At 43.6% G+C, this 21633-nt stretch carries 29 protein-coding genes and 2 pseudogenes; 7 read left to right on the forward strand and 24 right to left on the reverse strand.

Features of this window, described 5'->3' with window-relative positions:
* Position 1: 1 nt before the first annotated feature.
* The 3 genes and pseudogenes from ACSLP7_RS07870 to folP form a co-directional block, all read right to left on the reverse strand.
* Positions 2–802 carry a DUF3667 domain-containing protein gene (locus ACSLP7_RS07870; RefSeq protein WP_435578792.1) on the reverse strand — a complete coding sequence of 267 codons (801 nt, stop codon included), beginning with the start codon at positions 800–802 and terminating at the stop codon, positions 2–4.
* 4 nt (positions 803–806) lie between these two features.
* Positions 807–1580: a diadenylate cyclase gene (locus ACSLP7_RS07875; protein ID WP_291187145.1), complete on the reverse strand. Its 774-nt coding sequence runs from the start codon at positions 1578–1580 to the stop codon at positions 807–809.
* A gap of 56 nt (positions 1581–1636) precedes the next feature.
* Positions 1637–2487, reverse strand: a pseudogene (folP, locus tag ACSLP7_RS07880) (dihydropteroate synthase).
* Positions 2488–2620: 133 nt separating this feature from the next.
* Here folP and ACSLP7_RS07885 point away from each other — a divergent pair.
* The 7 genes from ACSLP7_RS07885 to ACSLP7_RS07915 all read left to right on the forward strand — a co-directional run bounded on the left by ACSLP7_RS07885 (position 2621) and on the right by ACSLP7_RS07915 (position 8837).
* Positions 2621–3178, forward strand: coding sequence for a DUF1599 domain-containing protein (locus ACSLP7_RS07885; RefSeq protein WP_435578793.1), 558 nt, complete (start codon positions 2621–2623; stop codon positions 3176–3178).
* Between the two features lie 18 nt (positions 3179–3196).
* The gene (locus tag ACSLP7_RS07890; protein ID WP_435578794.1) at positions 3197–4918 is read left to right on the forward strand and encodes a BT_3928 family protein; all 1722 of its coding nucleotides are present in this window, start codon (positions 3197–3199) and stop codon (positions 4916–4918) included.
* A complete protein-coding gene (locus ACSLP7_RS07895) occupies positions 4918–5991 on the forward strand; it encodes an ABC transporter permease (protein ID WP_435578795.1) in 1074 nt (357 codons plus the stop codon). Before ACSLP7_RS07890 ends, ACSLP7_RS07895 begins: the two co-directional genes overlap by 1 nt.
* The gene (gene tpiA / locus ACSLP7_RS07900; RefSeq protein ID WP_435578796.1) at positions 5988–6743 is read left to right on the forward strand and encodes a triose-phosphate isomerase; all 756 of its coding nucleotides are present in this window, start codon (positions 5988–5990) and stop codon (positions 6741–6743) included. Before ACSLP7_RS07895 ends, tpiA begins: the two co-directional genes overlap by 4 nt.
* A 2-nt stretch (positions 6744–6745) precedes the next feature.
* On the forward strand, positions 6746–7576 hold the full coding sequence (gene prmA / locus ACSLP7_RS07905) for a 50S ribosomal protein L11 methyltransferase (RefSeq protein WP_435578797.1): 831 nt from the start codon (positions 6746–6748) through the stop codon (positions 7574–7576).
* 9 nt (positions 7577–7585) lie between these two features.
* A complete protein-coding gene (locus ACSLP7_RS07910) occupies positions 7586–7861 on the forward strand; it encodes an ATP-dependent Clp protease adaptor ClpS (protein ID WP_291185720.1) in 276 nt (91 codons plus the stop codon).
* A 121-nt stretch (positions 7862–7982) separates the two neighbouring features.
* The gene (locus tag ACSLP7_RS07915) at positions 7983–8837 is read left to right on the forward strand and encodes a M57 family metalloprotease (RefSeq protein ID WP_435578798.1); all 855 of its coding nucleotides are present in this window, start codon (positions 7983–7985) and stop codon (positions 8835–8837) included.
* 83 nt (positions 8838–8920) lie between these two features.
* Here ACSLP7_RS07915 and ACSLP7_RS07920 read toward each other — a convergent pair whose 3' ends face one another.
* From ACSLP7_RS07920 to ACSLP7_RS08020, 21 genes and pseudogenes are all read right to left on the reverse strand, one after another.
* Entirely contained in the window at positions 8921–9346 is a 426-nt protein-coding gene (locus ACSLP7_RS07920) for a (4Fe-4S)-binding protein (protein ID WP_435578799.1), read from the reverse strand.
* A gap of 114 nt (positions 9347–9460) precedes the next feature.
* The gene (locus ACSLP7_RS07925) at positions 9461–10300 is read right to left on the reverse strand and encodes an SDR family oxidoreductase (RefSeq protein WP_435578800.1); all 840 of its coding nucleotides are present in this window, start codon (positions 10298–10300) and stop codon (positions 9461–9463) included.
* 40 nt (positions 10301–10340) lie between these two features.
* Positions 10341–10838, reverse strand: coding sequence for a DUF1772 domain-containing protein (locus ACSLP7_RS07930; RefSeq protein WP_435578801.1), 498 nt, complete (start codon positions 10836–10838; stop codon positions 10341–10343).
* Between the two features lie 4 nt (positions 10839–10842).
* Complete coding sequence (locus ACSLP7_RS07935) at positions 10843–11244, reverse strand: DUF5367 family protein (protein WP_435578802.1); 402 nt, start codon at positions 11242–11244, stop codon at positions 10843–10845.
* A gap of 89 nt (positions 11245–11333) precedes the next feature.
* A complete protein-coding gene (locus ACSLP7_RS07940) occupies positions 11334–12188 on the reverse strand; it encodes a helix-turn-helix transcriptional regulator (protein WP_435578803.1) in 855 nt (284 codons plus the stop codon).
* Between the two features lie 104 nt (positions 12189–12292).
* Entirely contained in the window at positions 12293–12511 is a 219-nt protein-coding gene (locus ACSLP7_RS07945) for a hypothetical protein (protein ID WP_435578804.1), read from the reverse strand.
* 45 nt (positions 12512–12556) lie between these two features.
* The gene (locus ACSLP7_RS07950) at positions 12557–12814 is read right to left on the reverse strand and encodes a glutaredoxin family protein (protein WP_435578805.1); all 258 of its coding nucleotides are present in this window, start codon (positions 12812–12814) and stop codon (positions 12557–12559) included.
* Complete coding sequence (locus tag ACSLP7_RS07955; RefSeq protein ID WP_435578806.1) at positions 12804–13997, reverse strand: cation:proton antiporter; 1194 nt, start codon at positions 13995–13997, stop codon at positions 12804–12806. Before ACSLP7_RS07955 ends, ACSLP7_RS07950 begins: the two co-directional genes overlap by 11 nt.
* A gap of 4 nt (positions 13998–14001) precedes the next feature.
* Entirely contained in the window at positions 14002–14283 is a 282-nt protein-coding gene (locus tag ACSLP7_RS07960) for a GNAT family N-acetyltransferase (RefSeq protein WP_435578807.1), read from the reverse strand.
* 21 nt (positions 14284–14304) lie between these two features.
* Positions 14305–15684, reverse strand: a complete 1380-nt coding sequence (locus ACSLP7_RS07965) for an alginate export family protein (protein WP_435578808.1) — start codon at positions 15682–15684, stop codon at positions 14305–14307.
* A 2-nt stretch (positions 15685–15686) separates the two neighbouring features.
* Positions 15687–16136 (reverse strand): DMT family transporter, encoded by a 450-nt coding sequence (locus ACSLP7_RS07970; RefSeq protein ID WP_435578809.1) that lies wholly within the window; start codon positions 16134–16136, stop codon positions 15687–15689.
* Complete coding sequence (locus tag ACSLP7_RS07975; RefSeq protein WP_435578810.1) at positions 16133–16570, reverse strand: DoxX family protein; 438 nt, start codon at positions 16568–16570, stop codon at positions 16133–16135. The genes ACSLP7_RS07970 and ACSLP7_RS07975 overlap by 4 nt, the downstream gene beginning before the upstream one ends.
* Positions 16571–16573: 3 nt before the next feature.
* Positions 16574–17188 (reverse strand): SCO family protein, encoded by a 615-nt coding sequence (locus tag ACSLP7_RS07980; protein WP_435578811.1) that lies wholly within the window; start codon positions 17186–17188, stop codon positions 16574–16576.
* Positions 17175–18161 (reverse strand): tyrosinase family protein, encoded by a 987-nt coding sequence (locus ACSLP7_RS07985; protein WP_435578812.1) that lies wholly within the window; start codon positions 18159–18161, stop codon positions 17175–17177. Before ACSLP7_RS07985 ends, ACSLP7_RS07980 begins: the two co-directional genes overlap by 14 nt.
* Positions 18088–18582: a tyrosinase family protein gene (locus tag ACSLP7_RS07990; RefSeq protein WP_435578813.1), complete on the reverse strand. Its 495-nt coding sequence runs from the start codon at positions 18580–18582 to the stop codon at positions 18088–18090. The genes ACSLP7_RS07985 and ACSLP7_RS07990 overlap by 74 nt, the downstream gene beginning before the upstream one ends.
* Positions 18583–18639: 57 nt before the next feature.
* Positions 18640–19164 (reverse strand): YceI family protein, encoded by a 525-nt coding sequence (locus ACSLP7_RS07995; protein WP_435578814.1) that lies wholly within the window; start codon positions 19162–19164, stop codon positions 18640–18642.
* A gap of 20 nt (positions 19165–19184) precedes the next feature.
* Positions 19185–20240: an amidohydrolase family protein gene (locus ACSLP7_RS08000; protein WP_435578817.1), complete on the reverse strand. Its 1056-nt coding sequence runs from the start codon at positions 20238–20240 to the stop codon at positions 19185–19187.
* Between the two features lie 7 nt (positions 20241–20247).
* The gene (locus ACSLP7_RS08005; protein WP_435578818.1) at positions 20248–20793 is read right to left on the reverse strand and encodes an amidohydrolase family protein; all 546 of its coding nucleotides are present in this window, start codon (positions 20791–20793) and stop codon (positions 20248–20250) included.
* On the reverse strand, positions 20724–20969 hold the full coding sequence (locus ACSLP7_RS08010; RefSeq protein WP_435578815.1) for a hypothetical protein: 246 nt from the start codon (positions 20967–20969) through the stop codon (positions 20724–20726). Before ACSLP7_RS08010 ends, ACSLP7_RS08005 begins: the two co-directional genes overlap by 70 nt.
* A gap of 174 nt (positions 20970–21143) precedes the next feature.
* Positions 21144–21308, reverse strand: a complete 165-nt coding sequence (locus ACSLP7_RS08015; protein WP_435578816.1) for a DUF1330 domain-containing protein — start codon at positions 21306–21308, stop codon at positions 21144–21146.
* Positions 21309–21443: 135 nt separating this feature from the next.
* Positions 21444–21633 (reverse strand): annotated as a pseudogene (locus ACSLP7_RS08020) (hydrolase); the annotation flags it as partial.

Here is a 21633-nt window from a genome sequence, read left to right on the forward strand (position 1 = left end):
TCTAGGCGACGAAAGCGGTTCCAAAGACCATCATAAAGATCACCACGGCGATCACGAGGAAGATGTAAATCCCAATCCCGACAAGAATAAATAAAAGGGAACGCCATACAATACCTAAGAAACTCAGTTCAAACATTCGCTTATAAACATAGGCGCTAAACAAGAACTGAATCAAAATAACCCAATAACTCATCTTCATATAATTGGCTCCAAAGGGCAGCAAAATGAGCACGGGCAGGGTCATGGCCAAACTCAACCAAGACTGGGTATAACCCACGATCACAATATGCTTTAGGTAGGAATAGGCCTTTTGTTTAATGAAGGTGATCTTAGCCAGAAGCGCATAGATTGGGATCATTAAAATATATAAGATGGCTTGATACTCCATCCACCACATATTTTCTGTGGGATCCTGTTGTTCCATGTTTTGAAAGAACGGATTGTCTTTTGATGATTCGCCCATAGCGTCGATCATCCACTGCATGTCTAAGGATTCGGGATAGATGTTGCGAATCACAAAAATCATCAATCCACTCGCGGTAATGGCAACGGCTAACCAATTGGCCAAGTTCATATGACGTTTTCGAACTCCATCTATATATCCATCAATAACCTCCTTAGGTCTGAGAAGCATATCGCGGAAAGTCCTTACCAACAGGTTCCGATCTAAATTCAGGAAGCGTTCCTCAAAATCTTGAGTTACGTATTTAAACGTAAAAGGTTCTAATATGACACGGGCACCACAATGGTTACAGAATTGTGCACCGTGTTCTAGGGGTTCGTCGCAGTTTTTACAATTCATGAGGTTAGCTTAAATCGGTTCTGATGAGTTCACCCAAGGCTTCAAAATTCTCATAAGCGATGAATTCTCCATCTTTTATATAACTGATCTGTCCGTTCTCTTCAGAAACGACCAGACACAAAGCATCAGTTTTTTCTGTGATCCCAATGGCTGCGCGGTGTCTTAATCCAAAGCGCAGGGGAATGTTCCTGTCGTTAGAGACAGGAAGTATCACCCGTGTTGCGGTAATGGTATTGCCTTCAATGACCATGGCGCCGTCATGCAAAGGGCTGTTTTTAAAGAAAATGCTTTCAATAATCGGTTGATTCACCTCGGCATTCATACGGTCTCCCGTGTTCTTTACAAAGTCCAGATTGGTGTTGCGCTCCATAACAATTAGAGCTCCGGCGTATTGAGCTCCCATTTTTTTACAGGCGGCTAAAATGTCTTGAACGTTGGTGCTTACTGCATCGCCACTGTTGTTGAGTTTGAATTGTTTAAAGAACTTTTTTCGAGCTTTGAAATTGGTGGATCCCACCATAAGCAAGAACTTTCGAATCTCTTGCTGGAAGACCACGATCAAAGCAAATACTCCTGCACCTAAGAATCCACCGAGGATCTTACTGAAGAGCTCCATTTCTAAAAGTTCAGTGAATTTCCAGACCGTGTAGAGAATCACGATTCCAATAAAGATGTTGATCGCAACAGTTCCTTTGACCAAACGGTAGAGGTAAAAAAGCAACGCCGCCACCAAGACGATGTCTACAATATCAATTACACGGATGTCTAGGAGGTTCAACGTTTTTGGCCTTTGCTTGTAAATTTAACAAATTAATGTGAAGTCAAAAGCCAGAATCAATCGCGGGATTCAATTAAGGCTTGATGCAGTTTTACGCATTCCATCGCAGGGGCAACATCATGTACTCTCAGTATGGCTGCTCCGCGATCTAAAGCCCAAGCATTCAGTGCTGTGGTCCCGTTTAAGGCTTCAGCTGCCGAACTTTCTAAAGTTCTGTAGATCATCGATTTTCTGGAAACTCCAGCCAGTATGGGGCAATCCAAGTCGCCGAGTAAGTCCAATTGATCCAAAAGGGTGTAATTCTGCTCCACGGTTTTGGCAAACCCAAAACCTGGATCAATGATCACGTCATTGATCCCCAGCGCTTTTGCGCTGTGGAGCTGGGAGGCAAAGTAGGCTTTTATATCTCGGATTAGGTGATCGTAATCGGTGAGCGTTTTCATGGTTTGCGGCGTTCCTCGCATATGCATCATGATATAAGGCACTTGCAGGTCTGCCACTGTTTGGAGCATATTTTGGTCTAGGTTTCCTCCGCTAATGTCATTGATAATGGCCGCTCCGGCCTCAATGGCTTGCCTCGCGACCTTACTTCTAAAAGTATCTATGCTGATCAGGGCCTCTGGAAACTCTTTTAAGATAGCCTCAATGACCGGAAGTACGCGTCCAGCTTCCTCTTCAACAGAAAATATCGTCAGCACCGGGACGGGAAGAATAGCCGCCAATGTCCAGAAAGCTTGCCCCTTCTTGCAGCATTTGCGCTGCACTATCTGCAGCCTTCTGAACTTCAAAGTTCGTTCCGCCGTCGTAGAAGGAATCTGGAGTGACGTTGATGATCCCCATAACTTTGGGAATTTCAAAATCGATCAATCCGACCTTTACAGTTTATAGATTTCCAGTTTTTTGGCATGGATGAAGTGGCTGTGTTTGTTCAAAAATTAGGGCTATTCCAGCAATTTTTGCTGTGAATTCTAAAAGATTCAAAAAAGGCGTGAACTTTTCAATAATTTAAGCGAAATTTACGCAACCAATCCGATGTTTTTATGGCCCAAACAGCAATGCAATACGACGCGGTTATCGCCCAGTGCAGAAGCTTGTTCATCAAGAAAATGAAAGATTACGGCAGTGCTTGGCGTATTTTGCGTTTGCCGTCTTTGACCGATCAGATCTTTATAAAAGCCCAACGAATCCGCAGCTTACAACAAAATGAGCAGCGCAAGGTTGACGAGGGCGAGGCTCCGGAATTCATCGGAATTATCAATTATTGCATCATGGCTTTGGTGCAATTGGAAATGGGCGTAGTGGAACAACCGGATCTGAATCTGGATCAAGCCATTGCTCAGTACGATGATAAGATCGCGGTTACTAAACAACTCATGTTAGACAAGAATCACGATTACGGAGAAGCCTGGCGCGACATGCGCGTAAGCTCTTTGACCGATCTGATTCTTCAGAAATTATTGCGTGTCAAACAAATTGAAGACAACCAGGGCAAGACTTTGGTTTCAGAAGGCATAGACGCCAATTATCAGGACATGATCAATTATGCAGTTTTTGCACTCATTCACATGGGACATGCAGAAACAGCCACTCAAGTTTAATTCAATTCCCTTTTTAGTTTGAAGTATTTAGTAGGATTTTCGAGAATATTTGTCGGTATACTGTTTTTGATCAGTGGCTTTATTAAGCTCAATGACCCCGTAGGTTTCTCTTTTAAGCTCAAAGAGTATTTCGCAGCTGAGGTGCTCAACCTAGAGTTTTTAATACCCTTTGCACTATTGATCGCAGTAGTGGTAGTGATCTATGAAGTATTACTCGGGGTGATGATCATCTTTGGTTATGCTCGTAAGTTCACGGTTTGGAGTCTGCTGCTGATGATCGTTTTCTTTACCTTTTTGACCTTCTATTCTGCAGTCACTGGAAAGGTAACCGATTGCGGCTGTTTTGGGGACGCCATGAAACTGACACCTTGGGAGAGTTTCTACAAGGACTTGGTATTGTTGGTGCTTATTTTGATCTTGTTCATAGGGCAAAAACACATTCAGCCTTTCTTGACCAAAACCCTGAGACGTGGAATAGTATTGCTGTCGTTCATCGCTTCGATGATCTTCTGTTATTATGTACTAATGCACCTACCGGCGATAGATTTTAGACCCTATAAGATCGGTGCTAATATTCAGGAGGGCATGAGTGTTCCTGCGGATGCACCTAAGGCTATTTACGAATACACTTGGAAGTTCGATGTCGATGGTCAAGAAACGGAGATCAAGACCTTTGGAGACTATCCAGATACGGAAGGCGAGCTTATTGGTTATGAAACCAAATTAGTTCAGGAAGGCTATGAGCCGCCAATTCACGATTTCACCATAGAACGTGACGGCGAAGATCAATCGGCGAGTCTGCTTGAAGAACCTAACTTAATCGTTGTGGTGGCCTATTCCTTGAGCAATACAGAATTGGAAGGATATGACAATATTCGTGCAATCACCAATCAGGCCATAAAGAACGGATACAAGGTGATCGGTATGTCTGCCTCAAGTCAGGAGGAAACAGAAGCGCTGAAAGAGAAGTATGAACTCAATTTCGACTTCTATTTCTGTGACGAGACCACCTTGAAAACCATAGTGAGATCCAATCCAGGGGTTCTGGAACTGCAAAAAGGTACCATCATGCAAAAACTGCATTGGAACGACGCCTTGGAGTTACAACTCAATGAACTGGAAGGGGCTATGCCTAATCTAGATTTTACTTTAAAACGCCGTTTGGATAGTATTGCCATTTTAGACCAACGTTATCGTAAACTAATCATGGCCAGTTCTGACGAAGAGCGCAAAGCCATTGGAGAGTCTATGGGCTTATCTCCAGATGAGTACAACGGAGACCTTTGGGGCCGTCAAATGGCTATAGATAAGAGCAATTTACTTTTCGTGGAGCGCGTGCTTAACTCACAGGGCTATCCTGGGAAGAGTGTCGTAGGAGAATCCACCAGTACTGCGGCTTGGTATGTGATCCAACACAATCCGGAGAAGATTCCAGATTATTTGGATATGATGAAAGCTGCTGGTAAAAATGGCGAATTACCATTCCGCCTAGTAGCCATGATGGAAGATCGCTATTTAATGAACCAGAATGAAATGCAGATCTACGGAACACAAGGCATGTCTTACAGCGATGTTCGTGGAGATTTCATTTGGCCTATCAAAGATCCTGAAAATGTAAATCAGCGACGTAAAGAAGCTGGATTCTCTCAGACTATAGAAGAGTACGCTGTGGATCTTTTTGGAGAAGACTTTGAATACAAAGTACTTACCCTAGACGACGTGAAACAAGAAGAGCAGTAGTGGTACGATACGTATTGGGCAAATTGGGTTATGGATTGTTGACGCTTTTTGGCGTAGTGACCGTGATCTTTATGCTCTTTACACTTTTACCAGACCCCGCTCAAATGATGCTGGGGCAAAACGAAAGCGCGGAACAACTTGCAATTGTCAAAAAGAAATACGGCTTTGATAAACCCATTGGGACGCAGTACTTGTATTATCTTAATGATCTTTCGCCCTTGTCCTTTCATTCCACTTCAGAAGAAAATTACACCTACTTAAGTCCCGGGAAATACTCAGCAACAGAATTATTTACCCTTGGAGAAACTCAGGTCGTGGTGAAAGCTCCCTATTTACGGGAGAGTTTTCAAAAGACCGGAAAGCCGGTCACACAAGTCATAGGTGAAACCTTACCAAATACCATGGTGCTGGCCATCTCTGCTATCAGCTTAGCTATGCTGCTCGGAGGGCTGTTGGGGGTTATTTCTGCTTGGTATAAAGACCGTTGGATCGATCGTTTGATTCAGATCATCAGCACCTTTGGAATGAGTTTGCCTTCCTTTTTTAGCGCCATAATCTTTGCCTGGTTGTTTGGCTTTGTTTGGCATGAGGTCACGGGTTTGAACATGACCGGAAGTCTCTATGAGGTTGATGATTTTGGAGAAGGCGTATCTATTCAATGGAAGAATTTGATCTTGCCTGCTGTGGTTTTGGGAATCCGCCCTTTAGCGGTGGTTACCCAACTGATGCGTAACAGCCTGCTGGAAGTTTTGCAACAAGAATACATCAGAACCGCCAAGGCCAAGGGCATGAGTACCTTGAGACTCCTTTGGCGTCACGCTTTAAAAAATGCATTAAATCCTGTGATCACGGCAATCTCAGGTTGGTTTGCTTCTATGTTAGCCGGAGCCGTTTTTGTAGAATTTATTTTTGGATGGAATGGCTTAGGAAAAGAGATCGTAGATGCGCTGAATACCTTAGATTTGCCAATCATAATGGGAGCGGTACTCGTGATAGCGCTACTGTTTATAATCATTAATATCATGGTCGATGTGATCTATGGATGGCTCGACCCCAAAATAAGACTGGAATGAGAAGACCTTTAGTTGCCGGAAACTGGAAAATGAATTGCGACAAGCAAGAATCCGCAGACTTAATTGCTGCCCTAAAAAGTGAAACCCTAAAAGAAGGGGTGGAGGTAATGATTGCTCCAACCTTTGTAAATCTCGCGGCCGCTGTAGATCAAACCCAAGGAGCCGCAATGGGAGTAGCCGCTCAGAATATGCATCAGAACGCCAGTGGTGCCTATACTGGAGAGATCTCAGGTGCTATGCTTCAAAGCATAGGAGTGGAGACCGTGATTCTGGGTCACAGCGAGCGTCGCGCTTACTTTGGAGAAGATGAAGCCCTTTTGGCAGCTAAGGTAAAAGCTGCTTTAGCCTTGGGAATGCAAGTGATCTTTTGTTTTGGAGAGGTCATTGAAGACCGACGTGCCGGGAAGCACTTTGACGTGGTCGCTGCACAACTTAAAGGCGCTTTGTATGACTTAGATGAAGCTGCATATGAGCAGATCGTTTTGGCTTATGAGCCTGTTTGGGCCATCGGTACTGGGGAGACTGCCTCACCAGAGCAAGCGCAAGAAATGCATGCCTTTATTCGTTCCAATATGGCCGAGCGTTACAACGAGCAATTGGCGCAAAACGTAACCATTTTGTACGGTGGAAGTGTGAAGCCAAACAATGCGGGAGAGATCTTTGGACAACCGGACGTTGACGGTGGTCTTATTGGTGGAGCCTCGCTTAAAGCAGATAGCTTTGCAGCTATAGTAAACGCTTTCCCGGTATAATAATGATCTACATTGAATATATCTTTACGGTAGCTCCGCTGCAGCCATTTACGGAGATCTTAATAGCGGAACTTGGCGGAGTTGGTTTTGAGAGTTTTGTAGAAACTTCGGATGGGGTAAAAGCCTATATCCAGAAGGAAGAATGGAATCCGCGGCTGTTAGAAGATATTTTCATTTTAAAGTCTGATGAGGTGCAGATCAGTTTTAAGCAGGCTGAGATCGAGCAGCAAAACTGGAATGCCAAATGGGAAGAGAATTTCAATCCCATAGTTGTTGACGGACGTTGCACGGTTAAAGCACCCTTTCATACCGATACTCCTGACACGGAGTATACCATCATCATAGAACCAAAAATGTCCTTTGGGACTGGCCATCACGCTACAACGCATATGATCCTTAGTTTTCTTTTGGAAGATGATGTAGCTCGTCATGTTGTGCTCGATATGGGTTGCGGTACTTCCGTACTAGCTATTATGGCGTGGAAGCGCGGAGCACATTGGGTGGAAGCGATAGATATAGACCCTTGGTGCTACGAGAATTCAATTGAGAATATTGAACGGAACAAACCAGCAACAGTTCATGTAAGAGAAGGCGATGCCTCAATTTTGGGTGACAAAAAGTTCGATACCATCATTGCCAATATCAACAGAAATATCCTCTTAAATGACCTCCCAGCATATCACGCTGTATTGCAACCAGGAGGTACTATTTATTTGAGCGGTTATTTGGAGGCCGATCGTGAAATTTTAGAAGAAGCCTGTACCAAACTCGGTGGTACTGCCGTTAAATATAAAAGCCGTGAGGGTTGGATTGCGGCCAAATTTGTATTTTAGGCCCTGATAATGAGTGGACAAGAAAAATATCAAGAAGATTTAGACGTCGCTGTTTTAGAGCAGCGAGAGAACGAGATCGTACTGTATAACGATGATGTAAATACCTTTGATCATGTTATTTCGTGTCTAATTGCCACCTGCGATCATACCCCAGAGCAAGCAGAGCAGTGTTCTTTAATTGTTCACTACAAAGGAAAATGTACGGTAAAAACAGGTCCTTATGAAGACCTAAAACCACGCTGTTCAAAATTACTTCAAGCTGGCCTCAGTGCCGAAATTGTGTAAGCCAATTGCGGCTCAACCGCAAACTTTCACATTCCTTTAACTACACTAACATTAGTTAGCCTCTCTTTTCGTAACTTCAAGGAAATCATTCAATTTTCACTAACCATTAATTGCGATTTCTATGAAAAACGTATTTAAAAAAGGTGCTCTGTTACTTATGGGAGCACTGGTATTTTCTGCATGTTCAGAAGATCCCGACACCGAAGCTCAAATCGAAGAAGCAAACCTGACTAAGCCAGTACCTCAGAAAGTGGTAGAGCAGGTACAAGATTTGGGTATGAACCCTAATTTCATTCGTTATGATGAATTCTTTTTCCCTGATGGAACCAGCGAGGAGCGTCTATTTATTGAGGAAGACATCGTAATGACTGAAAAGCAACTTACTGAAATGGCAGAAGATTTTAATTCAGATCCATTTGCAAAGCAGTATCGTACATCGGCTTTAGTTCAACAAGGTAGAAACATTACCATCATCGGGTATACCGGTGGAGGTGGTTACGGTCTTTCAAGTAAGGCAAGAACTGCGCTACAGTGGGCTGTCAACAACTACAACCGTTTGAGCGGGGTTTCAATCAGTTTTACCTTGACCTTTGGAACCAACTTTGGCGATAAAGACATGGTGGTTTACAACAACCCAACCCAATCTGGTTCAGGTGGTAGTGCTGGATTTCCAAGTGGCGGATTGCCTTATAAGTGGGTGCAGATCTATGGGTTGGACGGCTTCTCTACCAACGTAAATGAGCACGTTATTACTCATGAGATGGGGCACTCTGTTGGATTCCGTCACACAGATTACTTCAGCCGTCAGAGTTGTGGTCAGAATGTAAATGAAGGTTCAGCAGGAGTTGGAGCGATCTACATTCCAGGAACAGCTACCGGATATGACGCTACATCGATCATGTTGGCTTGCTTCAGTGCATCCACTAACGGTGAGTTTAACGGGAACGACATTACTGCTTTACGCAGCATGTACTAAGGAAATAACTAACCATCAATTTTCCTTAAACAAAGAAAACCACCCTGAACAGGGTGGTTTTTGATTTTATATACTTAAAGATCTTATCCGCGGAAATCAGCTTCTACATGTGCTCCGTCACAATACGGCTTGTTCTGGGATTGTCCGCAACGACAAAAAGCGGTAGTTCTGTTCTTGGTTTCGGTGTTTCCTTCGGCATCAGTAACATTTAAAGTTCCGTAGACCAGCAAAGGACCATTTTCTAAGACTTCTACCTTAGTCTCGAGACTTTGGGCCTCAGGAGCCGCCTCACCTTCCATTTTATAACTCAAAGCGCCAGAAGGACAGGCGTCTATCTGTGCTTTTAAGTCAGCTGCAGATGCGTTTTCTGGTTGGATCCAAGGTCGCTTTTCAGGGTCGTAGACCTCTGGCAGACGTTTGACACATTCTTTGGCATGTATACAGAGCTTGGGCTTCCAGATCACGGTGATCTCTCCGTTGGAATATTCTTTGCGGATTTCGTTACTCATGGTTTTAATTTTCCTATAAGTTACAAAGATCTCTACTTAAGGATGTAAAAATTGTATTAAATCCAGAACGCCAAAAGGAATCGTCAATTCGACGATCTCTTTTGGCTTACTTATTTACACGGTGGTTGTGGGTACATCCCAGACCCCTGTCGTTGCTAACTCCTCCGCGTACTGCTTAAAGTCTTTGGCAGGTCTTCCAATGATATTCTCAATATCCTGAGTGATTATTGAATTGTCTGGATTCCCGATCACTTCGGTGAACAAATAGGTAATGAGCCAAACATAGGTCTCTGGAAGTCCCATTTCTTGCATAACCCCTTTATAGGCTTCCATGCTCACCGGTGTAAAGCCAATATCGCGTCCAGTGGCACCAGCGATTGCTGCTACGGCTTCTTTAAAAGTATAGCCTTTTGGCCCCGTGAGTTCATAGGTGTTTCCGTTGTGTTTTGGATTCAAGAAAACCTCCACGGCAACATCAGCAATATCCTCAGCATCCACAAAAGGAATTTTACTGTCAGACATAGGTAAAGCCACATGACCTTCTAAAACAGGCTCCATCAAAAAGCTTTCACTCCAGTTCTGGCTGAACCAATTACACTGAATAATGGTATAATCAATACCGGAATCTCTAACGATTCCTTCACAGCGCTGAGCTTCTGTTTCTCCTTTGCCAGAAAGTAGAACGATCTTTTGCACTCCAGCCTCCTTGCCAAGTTTGACCAAGGTGCTCACGGCTTCGTAGGCGCCTGGAACAGCCAAGTCCGGTTGATAGGTAATGTAAAGGTGGGTGATGTCTTTCAGTACAGCGGCCCAATTGCTTGGGTCTTCCCAACTGAATGCTGGATTTGCGCTTCTGGAGCCCAAACGTACGGTCTCACCGCGTTCTTGTAATCTTTTAGCAATACGGCTTCCGGTTTTTCCAGTGCCTCCGAGAATTAAAAATTGATTTTTCATAAGGATTTGTTTTTGTGAATTTGTGAATTTGTGATTTGTTTTAAGTGTTATTTTTCAGGAGCATACCTAATGCGAGGAGCAAAAAGCTCAAGGTGCTCGTTACTGTTCTTATGTTGTGCCAGGTATTCCAAGGCTTTTCGAATTGCCGTCTCAGCCAGCTCAGTTCTTGTTGAGATGCGCTAGCGAGATCCGTGCTTTCTAGGAGTTCGTTTAAGGGGACGTTCTTGGTGATGGTTACTATGACCAATCCCGTCAAATACAGAATGGCAGCCGTAACAAACAGCCAAAAGCTTTTGTCTGGAGTAAATCTGTTGACGTATACGTTGATTATATGTCCAACCAAGGGTCCAAAGAACACTAAAAGGAAACTCGGGTTGATGATGGACCGGTTCATCTGCTGGAAAGCTGAAAGGAAGTTGTAATCATCCAGCTTTCCAATGCCCGGTGTTACTGCATTGGTCCAAGTGAAACAGAGTCCGGCGGTTAGGCCTGTCAATAGTAAGGTCAGTAGTAAATTGAAATTCGTTAAAGAGTACATCGTTTTATTGTTTTGAAGGTGGTGTTGAGGTTTTTACACGGATGTAATAGTAGCTTGCACTTAGAGCGATGAACAGGGCTCCGATCATCCAAAAAATAGGATCACCATAAAAGTCGGCGTAGCTGCCGCCTTGAGGTAAAAAGAGTAAGGGAACTGTTACCAGAGCGTCCATCGTACCGCTGATCAAAAAGAAAAGTGTTCCGAGGATCCACCCGTTAATTGCAGAGCTCTTTTTGTAGTAGATACGATTGGCGTTCCAAACCAAAGGGAATAGAATCCCGATCAAACCCAAATTGGCTTGAAGCTCTTTATCTTCCATAAAAGGAAGCATATAGGCCAGTACAAAGCTGAGCGCTCCCAAGAGCCAAATGGCTAATCCGACAATTAATATTCTAGTTATTTTCATGACGTATGTTTTTAATGACACGTCAAAACTAGGGCGGTCTATGCGGCTTGATTTATTCTAAAAGAAGTATGATTTGTTCCAAAAGTGCGCTACTTGACCTGACTGGGTCTGTATCCGAACTTTTTGGTAAAGGCGTTGGAGAAGGAGCTCAAACTATCGTAACCCACTTGCCAGGCGGCTTCCTGCACAGTGGCTTGCTGTTTTTGGATCATTTCATGAGCGGTGGTTAGGCGCTCATTTTGGAGGTATTTAAAAACGGGCACCCCAAAGACTGCTTTAAAGTCTTTTTTGAGCTTGGTAGTGTTTAACCCGATGCTTTTGGCCAGTTCTGTTAGTGAAGGTGGGTTGTCCAAATTGGCAGCGAGGATCTCTTTGGCGAGTTCTAGTTTGTCGGTCTCTTGAGGTCTGTTTTGCTGCTGATAGGAGAGTGCCAATTGTCCAAAGAAGTGGGAGAGCAGCACAGTGATCTGAGAGCGGAAGAACATCATTTTGGTCTTGCCCGTAAAACTGTTGGCAAAGATAGAATCTACAACCTGCTGCATCTCTGGGTTCATAAAGAACCGAGGCCCTTCTACATAATTATCACTAGGATTTACAAGCTCATTGAGCATTTCTGAGAAGATCTCACCTTCTTGGTGAGGCAGTTCGTTCAACTTCCGCAGCGCAGTAGCTACCACAATGCATTCCAAAGGCTTCTCCGGAGCTACCTTATGCACGCAATTCACAGTCTCATCCGCATAAAAAGAAAGGGCCAATCCTTTGGTGCCCTTGTACTGCTTTTGCTGCTGACCCCATTCCATGCTCAGATCAACATTACCCGATCCATAAAAAGCTACGGCAACAACAGGCTCATCAAAGCTGCAAGCGTCAATAACGACCTCTTGAGCCTTGTTGACCTCAACCAGAACGGTAAAATCGTTGATATCTATAGTGTCTCTGTTCATAGAGTTGTATAAATGTAATCATTACCGCTTGCTTAATCAATGCGTTAAGGGCAAAAAAAAAAGACAGCACTAAGGCTGGCTATTCAACTCATGTGAAGCTCAAATTATTTAGCTTCACTCAGCATGATATCAAACAAATCGACATACTTCTTTTCAATTTCATAGTCTTGCTTCATTAGGTTGTTTTCGATCTTTTCTCCGATCACGGTGATCAAGAATCCTTTATTACTCGGCACGATGGAGAAACTCTTATCGACCTTTTTATTTCCGGTAAATACGAGTGTACCCGGGGCTAAACCGATCTTTTTGCGTGACTTACTCATGGACCTTTTAGTTTCTTGCTATTAAATGTACTAAAAGAATCGGCCTCAGTCTTTCAAATTGTGTTTTTCTAGAAACTCTTCCAAGACAGCAATGCTTGGGTTCTTTAGAAACTCATCACCATAAGTGATGGTTGGGAATTTTAGATTTCCATTGTAGAGGCGTCGTACTCGGGCGGAGGCATCGCTGTCCAACTCAACATTAAAGTCATCAAACTCTATCCATTCGGATTGCAAGTAGTTTCTCAGGTGCGTGGATTTTAAGCACCAGTCTGCTCCGTATAGATGTAGTCGTTTATCCTTCATTGCCTTTTAGTCCGAGTAGTTTTGTGAAAGTCGGATGTATGTGTTCGGCCTTACCAACAATAAAAGGCGTGACCGACATCAGCAAGATAGATACTGCTAAGAAGATTTGATAATTATTCTCAGAAATTAATTCATATTTCAACCCGCTTTGAGCCAAAACAAAGGAGAACTCCCCAATTTGCGCAATGGAGAATCCCACAGCCAAAGCAGTTTTCCATTCCAACTTCAATACCTTGACAGCTAACATTCCCGCTGTTGCTTTGACCAGTAAGGCAAAGAAGAACCAAAAGGCGATCCAACCCGGTTCGGTAGTGAATATTTCATAGTCCAAGAGCATGCCCATCGATATGAAAAAGAAGGCCATAAAGACATATCGGAACGGCAAGAAACAAGAAATGGCCATTCTGTGATATTCGGTTTCCGCAATGATCAAACCTGCTATAAACGCTCCTAAGGCCAAGGAGAGTCCGAGTTTTTCCGTGAGCAATGCAATGCCCGTTACCAAGAACAGTAGCGCAATCAGGAATACTTCCTGACTCTGTACCTTCATAACTTCTTTTAAGAAATAAGGAATGATGTACCGCGCCAAAAGAAACGCAATTCCTCCCATCAGCACCATTTTCCCAACAAGTATTGCCAAAGCCATTATTGGGCTTCCGTCACCAGCTCCGGCTAAGATTGGCGTGAAGAGCATTAGCGGAACGATCATAATATCCTGAAACAAAAGCACTGCTAAAATGAACTTTCCATGCGGACTAGTTATTTTGTTGGTGTCTTGCAAGACCTTTACCACTATGGCTGTACTGCTCAAAGCGTAGAGAAATCCCCAGAATATACTTTCTTCTATGGAGGGACCCATTAAGAGCCAGATCAATCCAGCGGTTAAAACTATAGTGAAGACCACTTGAGAGGCACCGCCTAAAAGGACGTAGTTTTTAATGCGTTTGAGGTTGGAAAAACTAAATTCCAAACCAACGGTGAACAGCAGCAGTATTATCCCGATCTCGGCATAAACCTCTACTTCTTGCATGTCGGCAAAGTAGCCTGTGGTATTTGGACTTAAGAGTACACCAGTGATCAAATAACCTATGATGTAACGGATCTTTAAGAATTTGCAAATAATTATAACCGCTGTGGCAACTCCGAATAAGGCAAAAAGATTGATGAGGATATGATGCTGCATGCGCCTACTTTAAAACGTCTTGAAGTTCTTTATGGCGCTTAAACATAGCGTTAGCAAAGGGGCAAAGGGGTAGGATCTTTTGTGATTTTTCCCGAGCCCTATCCACCAAAGCCTCTAACATTTTTAGACCGACACCTTGTTGCTTGTAGGTTTCTTCAACCTCTGTGTGATCAATAATGATGAGTTTTGGGCCAGCTACTGAATAGGTCATCATCCCCATGCGCTCGTCATTTTGTCTGGCGAGGGCAAAGCCTTTATTGTCGCGCTCTTTTATTGTTATTTCCATAATTGAGTTCCTAAGTTAGGTTTAAAATTTTATTTCTGTAGTAAATACGGCGTGAAACAAAGTGTCATTCAAACCGCTATTTTTTAAAAATTCTCCCGGGAAGATCAGATTAGTTTCCAATTCAAAGGCGATATGTCTATTGATTTCCAGACCTGCAATGCTTCCAATTTGATGACCGATAAAACGGCTGTCATTCAAATCCGGATAATCCAAGGTCAATGGAGGTCCATACAGACCGTCATCTTTAGAAAATCGCCAAAAGGCCACATAATCCAAACTCAAGGCTACAGGTCCAATTTCCGTGTTGAAGTAGGGGTGGAAGTCAATCAAGTTGGAGGGTCCAATTCGGGCCACACGTCCAAAATAAGCTCCACGAGGATACAGACCATCAAAGGTTCCAAGACGATTGTCAGCGATACTAGTATCTCCACTAATTGCTTCTGTTTTAAGCCCTAAAGCTCCTTCAATTCCTAAAGCTTTAATAGGGTGCTCAATGTTGAAGGAAGCGGTCCAAGCAAAAATATTTTGAGCGCCAAAACTACCGGTTTGTATCACGAACTCATTGTTGTAACGCAGTTTATTCCAGTTTCCAAAATGACGCAACCCAAGAGATAGTCTGTTGTCATCTGCCGTACCGCTATTCCAAGTTTTCAGCTCCTCTTGCTTGTAAAAGGCATAGAGGTCAGTATTGTTGTTTTCTGTCCAATTCTGAGTCCAGTATACTCCAGTTAAGGTTTCTGTCGTATTCAAAGCGTCGTTGTCAAAAATTCCAGTGGCTGGTCTTACTGGAATTGCATAAAACGCGGTGATTTCCGTGTTTTCATCTTTGAACTTGAGCTGAGCCATATCAAAAGAAAGCCGAACATTAGGCCCTTCCCGAATATCAACCAATCGGCCGCTTCCCAAACGCATATTCTGTCTCCCGACTAAAAGGTTCCACTGCGGATCAATCCAATAGCTCGCAAAGAGTTGGTTTATTGCGAGTTCATCACGATCTACCGGAGCTAAGTTGTTTTTGCTGGTAATAAAACTCGAATTCAATTCTGCAAAGAGCTCGAAGCGCTTATCTATTTTAAAATGCGCATGAGCCATTAGCCGGTTGAGGTACCAGAGATCGTCTTGATCAACAGCACTATTGAATTGCTCGTTGATAAAACCTTCAATCTGTCCGCGGTAACTCCCGCCGAAGCTCAGGGTCGTTTGCTCGCCTAATCGAAGCTCCTTAATTGATTCGTAAAAATCATTTGGACCCGGATCTCCAAAATAGATGAAGTCTCGTTGTCGCAGTAAACTGAAGTTTAAAAACTCTGAAGACGATTCTACCAATAAACCCGACTCTTGTCCGTAAACACAACATCCGAAGATCCATATTGAGAACCAAACAAATAAACGCGTTTTCATTTTTAGAATCTTCTAATCAGCAGTACACCTAGGATCAGAAATAAAACTCCTATAAGTCGTTGCCAGTTGATGTGTTTTACGGGAAGTCCCAAGAGACCAAAGTGATCAACAATAAGGGAGACAGCCATTTGTCCTGCCACCACCAATACAAAGGTGAGGGCTACTCCTAGCTTAGGAGCAAGGATGATCACTGCCGCCACATAGAATGCTCCCAAGACTCCTGCGGTCCATACTAGTGGAGAAACACTTTTGGTTTCGCCCAGGGTTGAGAAATCGAACTTTAAGATAAGCAAGTAAGCCAAAAGGGCAATGGTGCCTATTAAAAATGAAGCGAATGCGGCAAAGATCGGTTGATGCACAGATTTACCGAGTTGCACATTGAGTCCGGCCTGTAGTGGTAGAACGGCTCCAGCAGCAATTGCTAGAATGAGTAATACGATTTGTCCTTTCATGATTGTTGGCGGTTAAATATTTTTTGATCGATGGAATATTTTCCTGGCCCTACAAAGAAGATCAGCAAATAGGCTAAGCTGTACATGAGTGGTACGTCGCGGACTGCCCAAGGGTCAGAGCCGTGAACCACAAAGAAGCCCATAAGCGTGACACTTAAGATTAAAAGACAGGCCAGGCGTGTTCCCAATCCGAAGATCACCAATAGCGGTGCTACAATATTTGCGCCTATCGCGATAAGGGCACTGATTTCACCTCCCAGCCCCATGGGATCTGGAATGTGTGCTGCAGTCTCTTGAAAATTCAGGATCTTCTTCAAACCATGTGTATTGATCATGGATAGCGACACTAAAATTCTAAACAGCAGCAGACTGCTGTCTTTGGAAGGTCCAATGGCTTGTGGATTGAAAAGTTGAAAGAGTAATTTTGGTTTCATGATTTATTCGTTTAATAACAAGTTTATGTCAGAAATCAAGGCTTGTGTGTCCAATTCGTCCAAGCCGTTATAATAGCCGCGGATACGTCTTTGTTGATCAACCAATACAAAGGTGCCGTCATGTATCAAGTTTGGCCCAAGATCGCTGCTGTCATCAAAGGCGCGCACCTTGTAATCTTTAGCCAGTTCCAAAATGGTCTTTTGATCCCCAGTAAGCAGCTTCCATTTGCTGTGATCTATCTCGTAGCTGTCTGCATAATTTTTTAGGCGATCTGGATCATCATGAGCCGCATCAATGCTGTAAGAGATTATAGCAACCTGCTGCTGATCTTTAAAGGCCTCTTGCACCAGTTTTAAATGCGTGGTCATCTTGGGGCAAATTGTTGGACAACTGGTAAAGAAGAAGTCCACCACTTGAATTTTCCCTTCTAAAAGCGCACTGCTAGTAGTTTGATTCAGCTGATTGGTTAGTTCGAACTCAGGAGCTCTGTACGCGAACAATGCTCCACTGATCGGATCGGTCTGTGATTCTCCCAGAATGGGAAGACTTTTCTGGTCAGAACAGCTCCACAGAATAAATGCAAGGAGCATAAGGGCTATGTGTTTACTTATTCTCATAATGCGTGACTAAGGAGATGTTTTCCAATTTCAAGATCTCATCCGGAATGTTGCGGTTAGGAAGCGGAACAGGTTGAAAGATCACTTCAATATTCTTTTGCGCATCTATAGCTTCGGCCAGCTCGCGTTCAATCTCGATCTGCAAATGCACTCCGTTTTGCAAAAGGACCGTATCTAAATCCAGAATAGGCAGAATAGTAAATGTTCCGGTATACTTGCTTTGCTTTTCACCCTCTTTGTCGTACTCAAAGAATACACGGGCGCAATAGGGCTGATAGGGTAATTGAGCGCGTTCAAAATGTAAAATGACGTGGGTGCGCTCCTTGTCTTCCATCTCTGCGTAGATATCAGCGCCGTCTGATGTTCTCAAGTTTAAAGGCACCACGCAATCGCGCTTAGAGGCTTCTCGTTTGGGTTTGTCAGCCTCCATATAAGGATTGCAAAAGGTTGGGTTGAGGTCCAGATCATTAAAGCGGTAACCCAGATCTTCTGTGTTGAGTAATTCTTTGATCTTGAAATCCACAGGTCTTCCGTTTCCGTCAGTGGCGTAAAGTCTCTTATCTAGCCACTCCTCTTCGGTTGGGAGGACATTCTTGTCACTGTAGTTTTGCCAAGCTTCCCAAATACGATCACAGTTTCCGTGATGTCCGTAGAAAATCGGATCAAACCCAGATTCGGTAAAGGTGGCCATTTGTCCACCGATCCAGTTGTGAATATTGTTGTGGAAGGACTGTTCTGCGATGCCATCCAACTGTGAATCACCTCTTTTTTTAATGGCCGGATAACCGCCAAAGGTTTTGTATTTCTCCGCTCTAAATGCGGCTCCAACGTTTATAAAATCTTTGGGAATCTCATCGGTTGCAGACACCAATCGAGTTATATTGTTTAGAGGATTGTCCTCACCCCAATAATGTTCCGGAATGAAGTTCGATTTGGGTCCAATCCCAATAATGCAACGCCAACTTGGGCTCATTGACCGCCTTTTGCAATTTTTGCTCCATAGACCACAAATAAAGGCGATGCCAAGGCCAAACATACCAATTGTAATGCACCTGGTTAGAGTAGATGCTGGTTGCGCAAAAAGTAGCATGTAACATACCGTGGGCAGTCCATCCCATAGGGTCCAGAGGTGATCTTTCTGAGCGATCCTTTAAAATCTTAATGGCATCTTGCAGTAGTTTTATCTCCGCGTCATCTACAGCAAAATCCGCAATGTTTTTACGAGTAACTAGGGACGTTGTCCCAGAGCTTACCTCTGATATTGTTTTATTAGATGCGTTGTTTTCACAACTGCTAAAAGAGGCAGAGAGTACCGGTAAGGCGCCAAGGCCTAAAGTTGTGAGGCCTGCCTTTTGCAAGAAGGCGCGTCGCGAGGAAGTCTTTGAAGGGTTCATCACTAGTTGGTTTTAAAAAGTGGATCGCCGCTTGGCGGCGATCCAGCTTAGAATTATTTATGATTTTATGAATTGAGCGTCAATGACAAGGGTTACGGTTTCTCCAACCACTACGCTGCCGGCTTCGGTTACAGCAGACCAGCTCAAACCAAAGTCTTTGCGATTGATCTTTCCGCTCATTTCAAATCCAGCCTTAGTTTGTCCATAAGGATCTACAGCTACGCCGTTAATGTCTACATCCAAAGAGATTTCCTTAGTGGTTTCTTTAATGGTTAGATCTCCTACCAAAGTGCTTCCGTCAAAGCTTTTAGAGGTGAATTTGAGTTCTGGAAAACCGGCTGCATTGAAAAAATCATCAGATTTTAAATGCGCATCGCGGTCTGCATTGTTGGTGTTGATCGAGGCAACTTCTGCTGCGAATTCAAAGGAGGCATCGCTAAAGTTGTCGTCCGCTGTTTCAACTGCTGCGGAGTAAGAGTCAAACTGCCCTTTTACCGTAGAGATCATCATGTGTTTTACCTTAAAGCCTACTGAAGAGTGGGCTTGGTCTATGTTCCATTTTGTTTTTACTGCTGTTTCCATAATTATTATTGTTTTTTGATTTATTGATTTTGATAACCTCCGAAGTACTTTACCGGAGACCAATCAGGAATGACTTCTGGAATAGGTGGGTTCATTGGCGCGAACTCTTCAGCTGCGAATACAATGTTTCCTCCAACCACTGTCATCACTGATTTTAGATCGTTAATTTGTTTTTCTGGAATGGTGAAATAATCATCAGACAGCAAGGCGAAGTCTGCGTACATGCCCGCTTCCAAAGTTCCTTTTACGGTTTCCTCATTAGAAACCCATGCACTGCCCTTGGTGTAGAGGTGTAAAGCTTCCTCACGGGTGAGTTGATTCTCTTCTGATGCCAATTGGAAATCTCCCACAGTTTTACCGGTGATCAACCAATAAAGTGCTGGCCATGGATTGTAACTAGCCACACGAGTTCCGTCTGTCCCTGCACCCACCGGCAAGCCTAGGTCCATCATTTTGCGTACTGGCGGAGCTTCTTTTGCTTTTTCAGCACCGTAGCGCTCTACAAAATACTCTCCGGCATAAGCCATACGTGCTTGTATCGCTACTCCTCCGTTAAGGGCTTTGATGCGTTGTAAATCTTCAACTTTGACGGTTTCTGCATGGTCAAACAACCAGCGTTTAGAAGCCAGTTTTCCGCCAGTTTCTTCGTTTACTTCTTCAAATACATCCAGCATTAAGGAGATCGTTTCACCATAAGTAGCGTGTATTCTAAAAGGCCATCCGTTGTCAACATGCAAACGCACAATGCGCTTGAGATCGCTTCTCCAAGTCGGTCTGTCTCGGTCCAATAGTGGTTGGGGAGCCAAAAAGTTTTCAAAATCCCCAGCACTCCAGGCTAGAAATTCTCCACCGCCTTCTAGTTCATAGCCATGGTCTAAGTGAATTTCACCATCATGTCCAACTTCATTGGTTTCCATCCACTCGGTGAATTCTTCGTATTCTGAGCCTTTGTTTTGTGGAAATAAGAAATAACTCAAACGAATCGGCATTTCTCCAGCATCTGCTAAGGCCTTGGTGCCTGAATAATCTTTAGGGAATTTATGTCCTCCGCCACCAGCGTCAATTCCACTAGTGATTCCGAAGCTATTTAACTCGCGATAGAAACTGCTTGGTTCCGTTTTCCATCTCTTCTTGAGTCAATGGCGGCAGGCTACCAATACGAGCGTAGAGGATCGTTGGGTTAGGATCTGCGATCAAAACTCCGGTGAGTTTACCGTCAGGTCCTTTTTCAAAGCGAGAACCTGGAGGTGCTTCAGTTGTTTCGTCAATTCCCAGTAAGTCCAAACCGGCTTGATTCAAATAGCCTTGGCTGTAAAGGAATAATACATAGGTGGGAACATCTCCAGTAGCTTCGTTGAGCTCTTCCATAGTGAAGAGTCTTTTTTCTTCAAATTGAAACGGACTCCAGCCTCCAATAACGCGCACCCATTGTCCTTCTGGGGTTCGTTCGGCCTGTTCTTTCAGCATTTCAAGAGCGCGTTTGAGCGTCTTTACACCATCCCAACGTACTTCGGCATTAAAGAATCTTCCACCGCGTGTGAGGTGTAAATGAGAATCGTTTAATCCAGGAATGATAGTTCTTCCCTTCGCGTCAATGATTTGTGTGTCTTCACCTTTAAAGGCGTTAATTTCTTCTTGTGGAGCCGGTTTTGAGAATCAGTCCGTCTTTGATCGCCATGGCTTGAGCCGTATTGCGCTCTGCATCCTATCACTGCGATCTTTGCATTGGTCACGATCATATCGGCTGTTTCTGCAGTTGTTTTTTCTGCTTCGCTTTTACAGGCTAGAAGGCCTACGGCAAGCATTATTAGAATTATTTTTTTCATAACTACTTGATGTGTTTTTACTTAATAGATATGTGATTTACTTAGCAGGCAATTCATTGTTCAATCGCGAATTCATCATTGCCATCAATTAAAAAATGATGACTGATTGAGCCTTCTAGACGCGCTTGTAAATACGGTTGATACATAGGGTCATTAAGAAAGCCTCGCCAGCTTCTTTGTGGGCCATTCAATAATTATAAAGGCTGCTGGATTTTCACCTTCACCTTCCAATCGTTGGTAGTTTGTTGTCCTTACTAAATATTTACCGCCGTGTCTAGCGACAATTTCCCCAACCGCGTGAACATAATTGGGATCCAATCTTCTGAGGTTGGTGTCGAGTGTATCAGTGAGTAAAAGGGCATATGATTAGGTTGAGTAATAAAGCCTAAAAGATGTGCCCAGTGCGTTTTGAGCACATCTTTAGCTAGATTCAATTAATTTTCGTCTTCTTCTTTAGCCCACTTTTTGCATAGTCTTGATATAGTCAATTCCAAGACCATAGGCTCCCCCATATCGTTTAGCTAGTTCATTAACTTGGATATACTGATCAGAACGAGACCAGTCTCTGTATACCTCTAACATGTATTGCATGGAGGTCATTGGGATGACTCCAGCCTGAAGCATTCTAGCCATTGCCATATCG

This window comes from Gilvibacter sp., assembly GCF_965601605.1.
GTDB lineage: Bacteria > Bacteroidota > Bacteroidia > Flavobacteriales > Flavobacteriaceae > Gilvibacter.

Bases quoted from the DNA above. Each gene is read 5' to 3' on its own strand.
- ACSLP7_RS07870 (WP_435578792.1), bottom strand. From the start codon at position 802: ATGAATTGTAAAAACTGCGACGAACCCCTAGAACACGGTGCACAATTC.
- ACSLP7_RS07885 (WP_435578793.1), top strand. From the start codon at position 2,621: ATGGCCCAAACAGCAATGCAATACGACGCGGTTATCGCCCAGTGCAGA.
- tpiA (WP_435578796.1), top strand. From the start codon at position 5,988: ATGAGAAGACCTTTAGTTGCCGGAAACTGGAAAATGAATTGCGACAAG.
- prmA (WP_435578797.1), top strand. From the start codon at position 6,746: ATGATCTACATTGAATATATCTTTACGGTAGCTCCGCTGCAGCCATTT.
- ACSLP7_RS07910 (WP_291185720.1), top strand. From the start codon at position 7,586: ATGAGTGGACAAGAAAAATATCAAGAAGATTTAGACGTCGCTGTTTTA.
- ACSLP7_RS07915 (WP_435578798.1), top strand. From the start codon at position 7,983: ATGAAAAACGTATTTAAAAAAGGTGCTCTGTTACTTATGGGAGCACTG.
- ACSLP7_RS07920 (WP_435578799.1), bottom strand. From the start codon at position 9,346: ATGAGTAACGAAATCCGCAAAGAATATTCCAACGGAGAGATCACCGTG.
- ACSLP7_RS07925 (WP_435578800.1), bottom strand. From the start codon at position 10,300: ATGAAAAATCAATTTTTAATTCTCGGAGGCACTGGAAAAACCGGAAGC.
- ACSLP7_RS07930 (WP_435578801.1), bottom strand. From the start codon at position 10,838: ATGTACTCTTTAACGAATTTCAATTTACTACTGACCTTACTATTGACA.
- ACSLP7_RS07935 (WP_435578802.1), bottom strand. From the start codon at position 11,244: ATGAAAATAACTAGAATATTAATTGTCGGATTAGCCATTTGGCTCTTG.
- ACSLP7_RS07940 (WP_435578803.1), bottom strand. From the start codon at position 12,188: ATGAACAGAGACACTATAGATATCAACGATTTTACCGTTCTGGTTGAG.
- ACSLP7_RS07945 (WP_435578804.1), bottom strand. From the start codon at position 12,511: ATGAGTAAGTCACGCAAAAAGATCGGTTTAGCCCCGGGTACACTCGTA.
- ACSLP7_RS07950 (WP_435578805.1), bottom strand. From the start codon at position 12,814: ATGAAGGATAAACGACTACATCTATACGGAGCAGACTGGTGCTTAAAA.
- ACSLP7_RS07955 (WP_435578806.1), bottom strand. From the start codon at position 13,997: ATGCAGCATCATATCCTCATCAATCTTTTTGCCTTATTCGGAGTTGCC.
- ACSLP7_RS07960 (WP_435578807.1), bottom strand. From the start codon at position 14,283: ATGGAAATAACAATAAAAGAGCGCGACAATAAAGGCTTTGCCCTCGCC.
- ACSLP7_RS07965 (WP_435578808.1), bottom strand. From the start codon at position 15,684: ATGAAAACGCGTTTATTTGTTTGGTTCTCAATATGGATCTTCGGATGT.
- ACSLP7_RS07970 (WP_435578809.1), bottom strand. From the start codon at position 16,136: ATGAAAGGACAAATCGTATTACTCATTCTAGCAATTGCTGCTGGAGCC.
- ACSLP7_RS07975 (WP_435578810.1), bottom strand. From the start codon at position 16,570: ATGAAACCAAAATTACTCTTTCAACTTTTCAATCCACAAGCCATTGGA.
- ACSLP7_RS07980 (WP_435578811.1), bottom strand. From the start codon at position 17,188: ATGAGAATAAGTAAACACATAGCCCTTATGCTCCTTGCATTTATTCTG.
- ACSLP7_RS07985 (WP_435578812.1), bottom strand. From the start codon at position 18,161: ATGAGCCCAAGTTGGCGTTGCATTATTGGGATTGGACCCAAATCGAAC.
- ACSLP7_RS07990 (WP_435578813.1), bottom strand. From the start codon at position 18,582: ATGAACCCTTCAAAGACTTCCTCGCGACGCGCCTTCTTGCAAAAGGCA.
- ACSLP7_RS07995 (WP_435578814.1), bottom strand. From the start codon at position 19,164: ATGGAAACAGCAGTAAAAACAAAATGGAACATAGACCAAGCCCACTCT.
- ACSLP7_RS08010 (WP_435578815.1), bottom strand. From the start codon at position 20,969: ATGCTTGCCGTAGGCCTTCTAGCCTGTAAAAGCGAAGCAGAAAAAACA.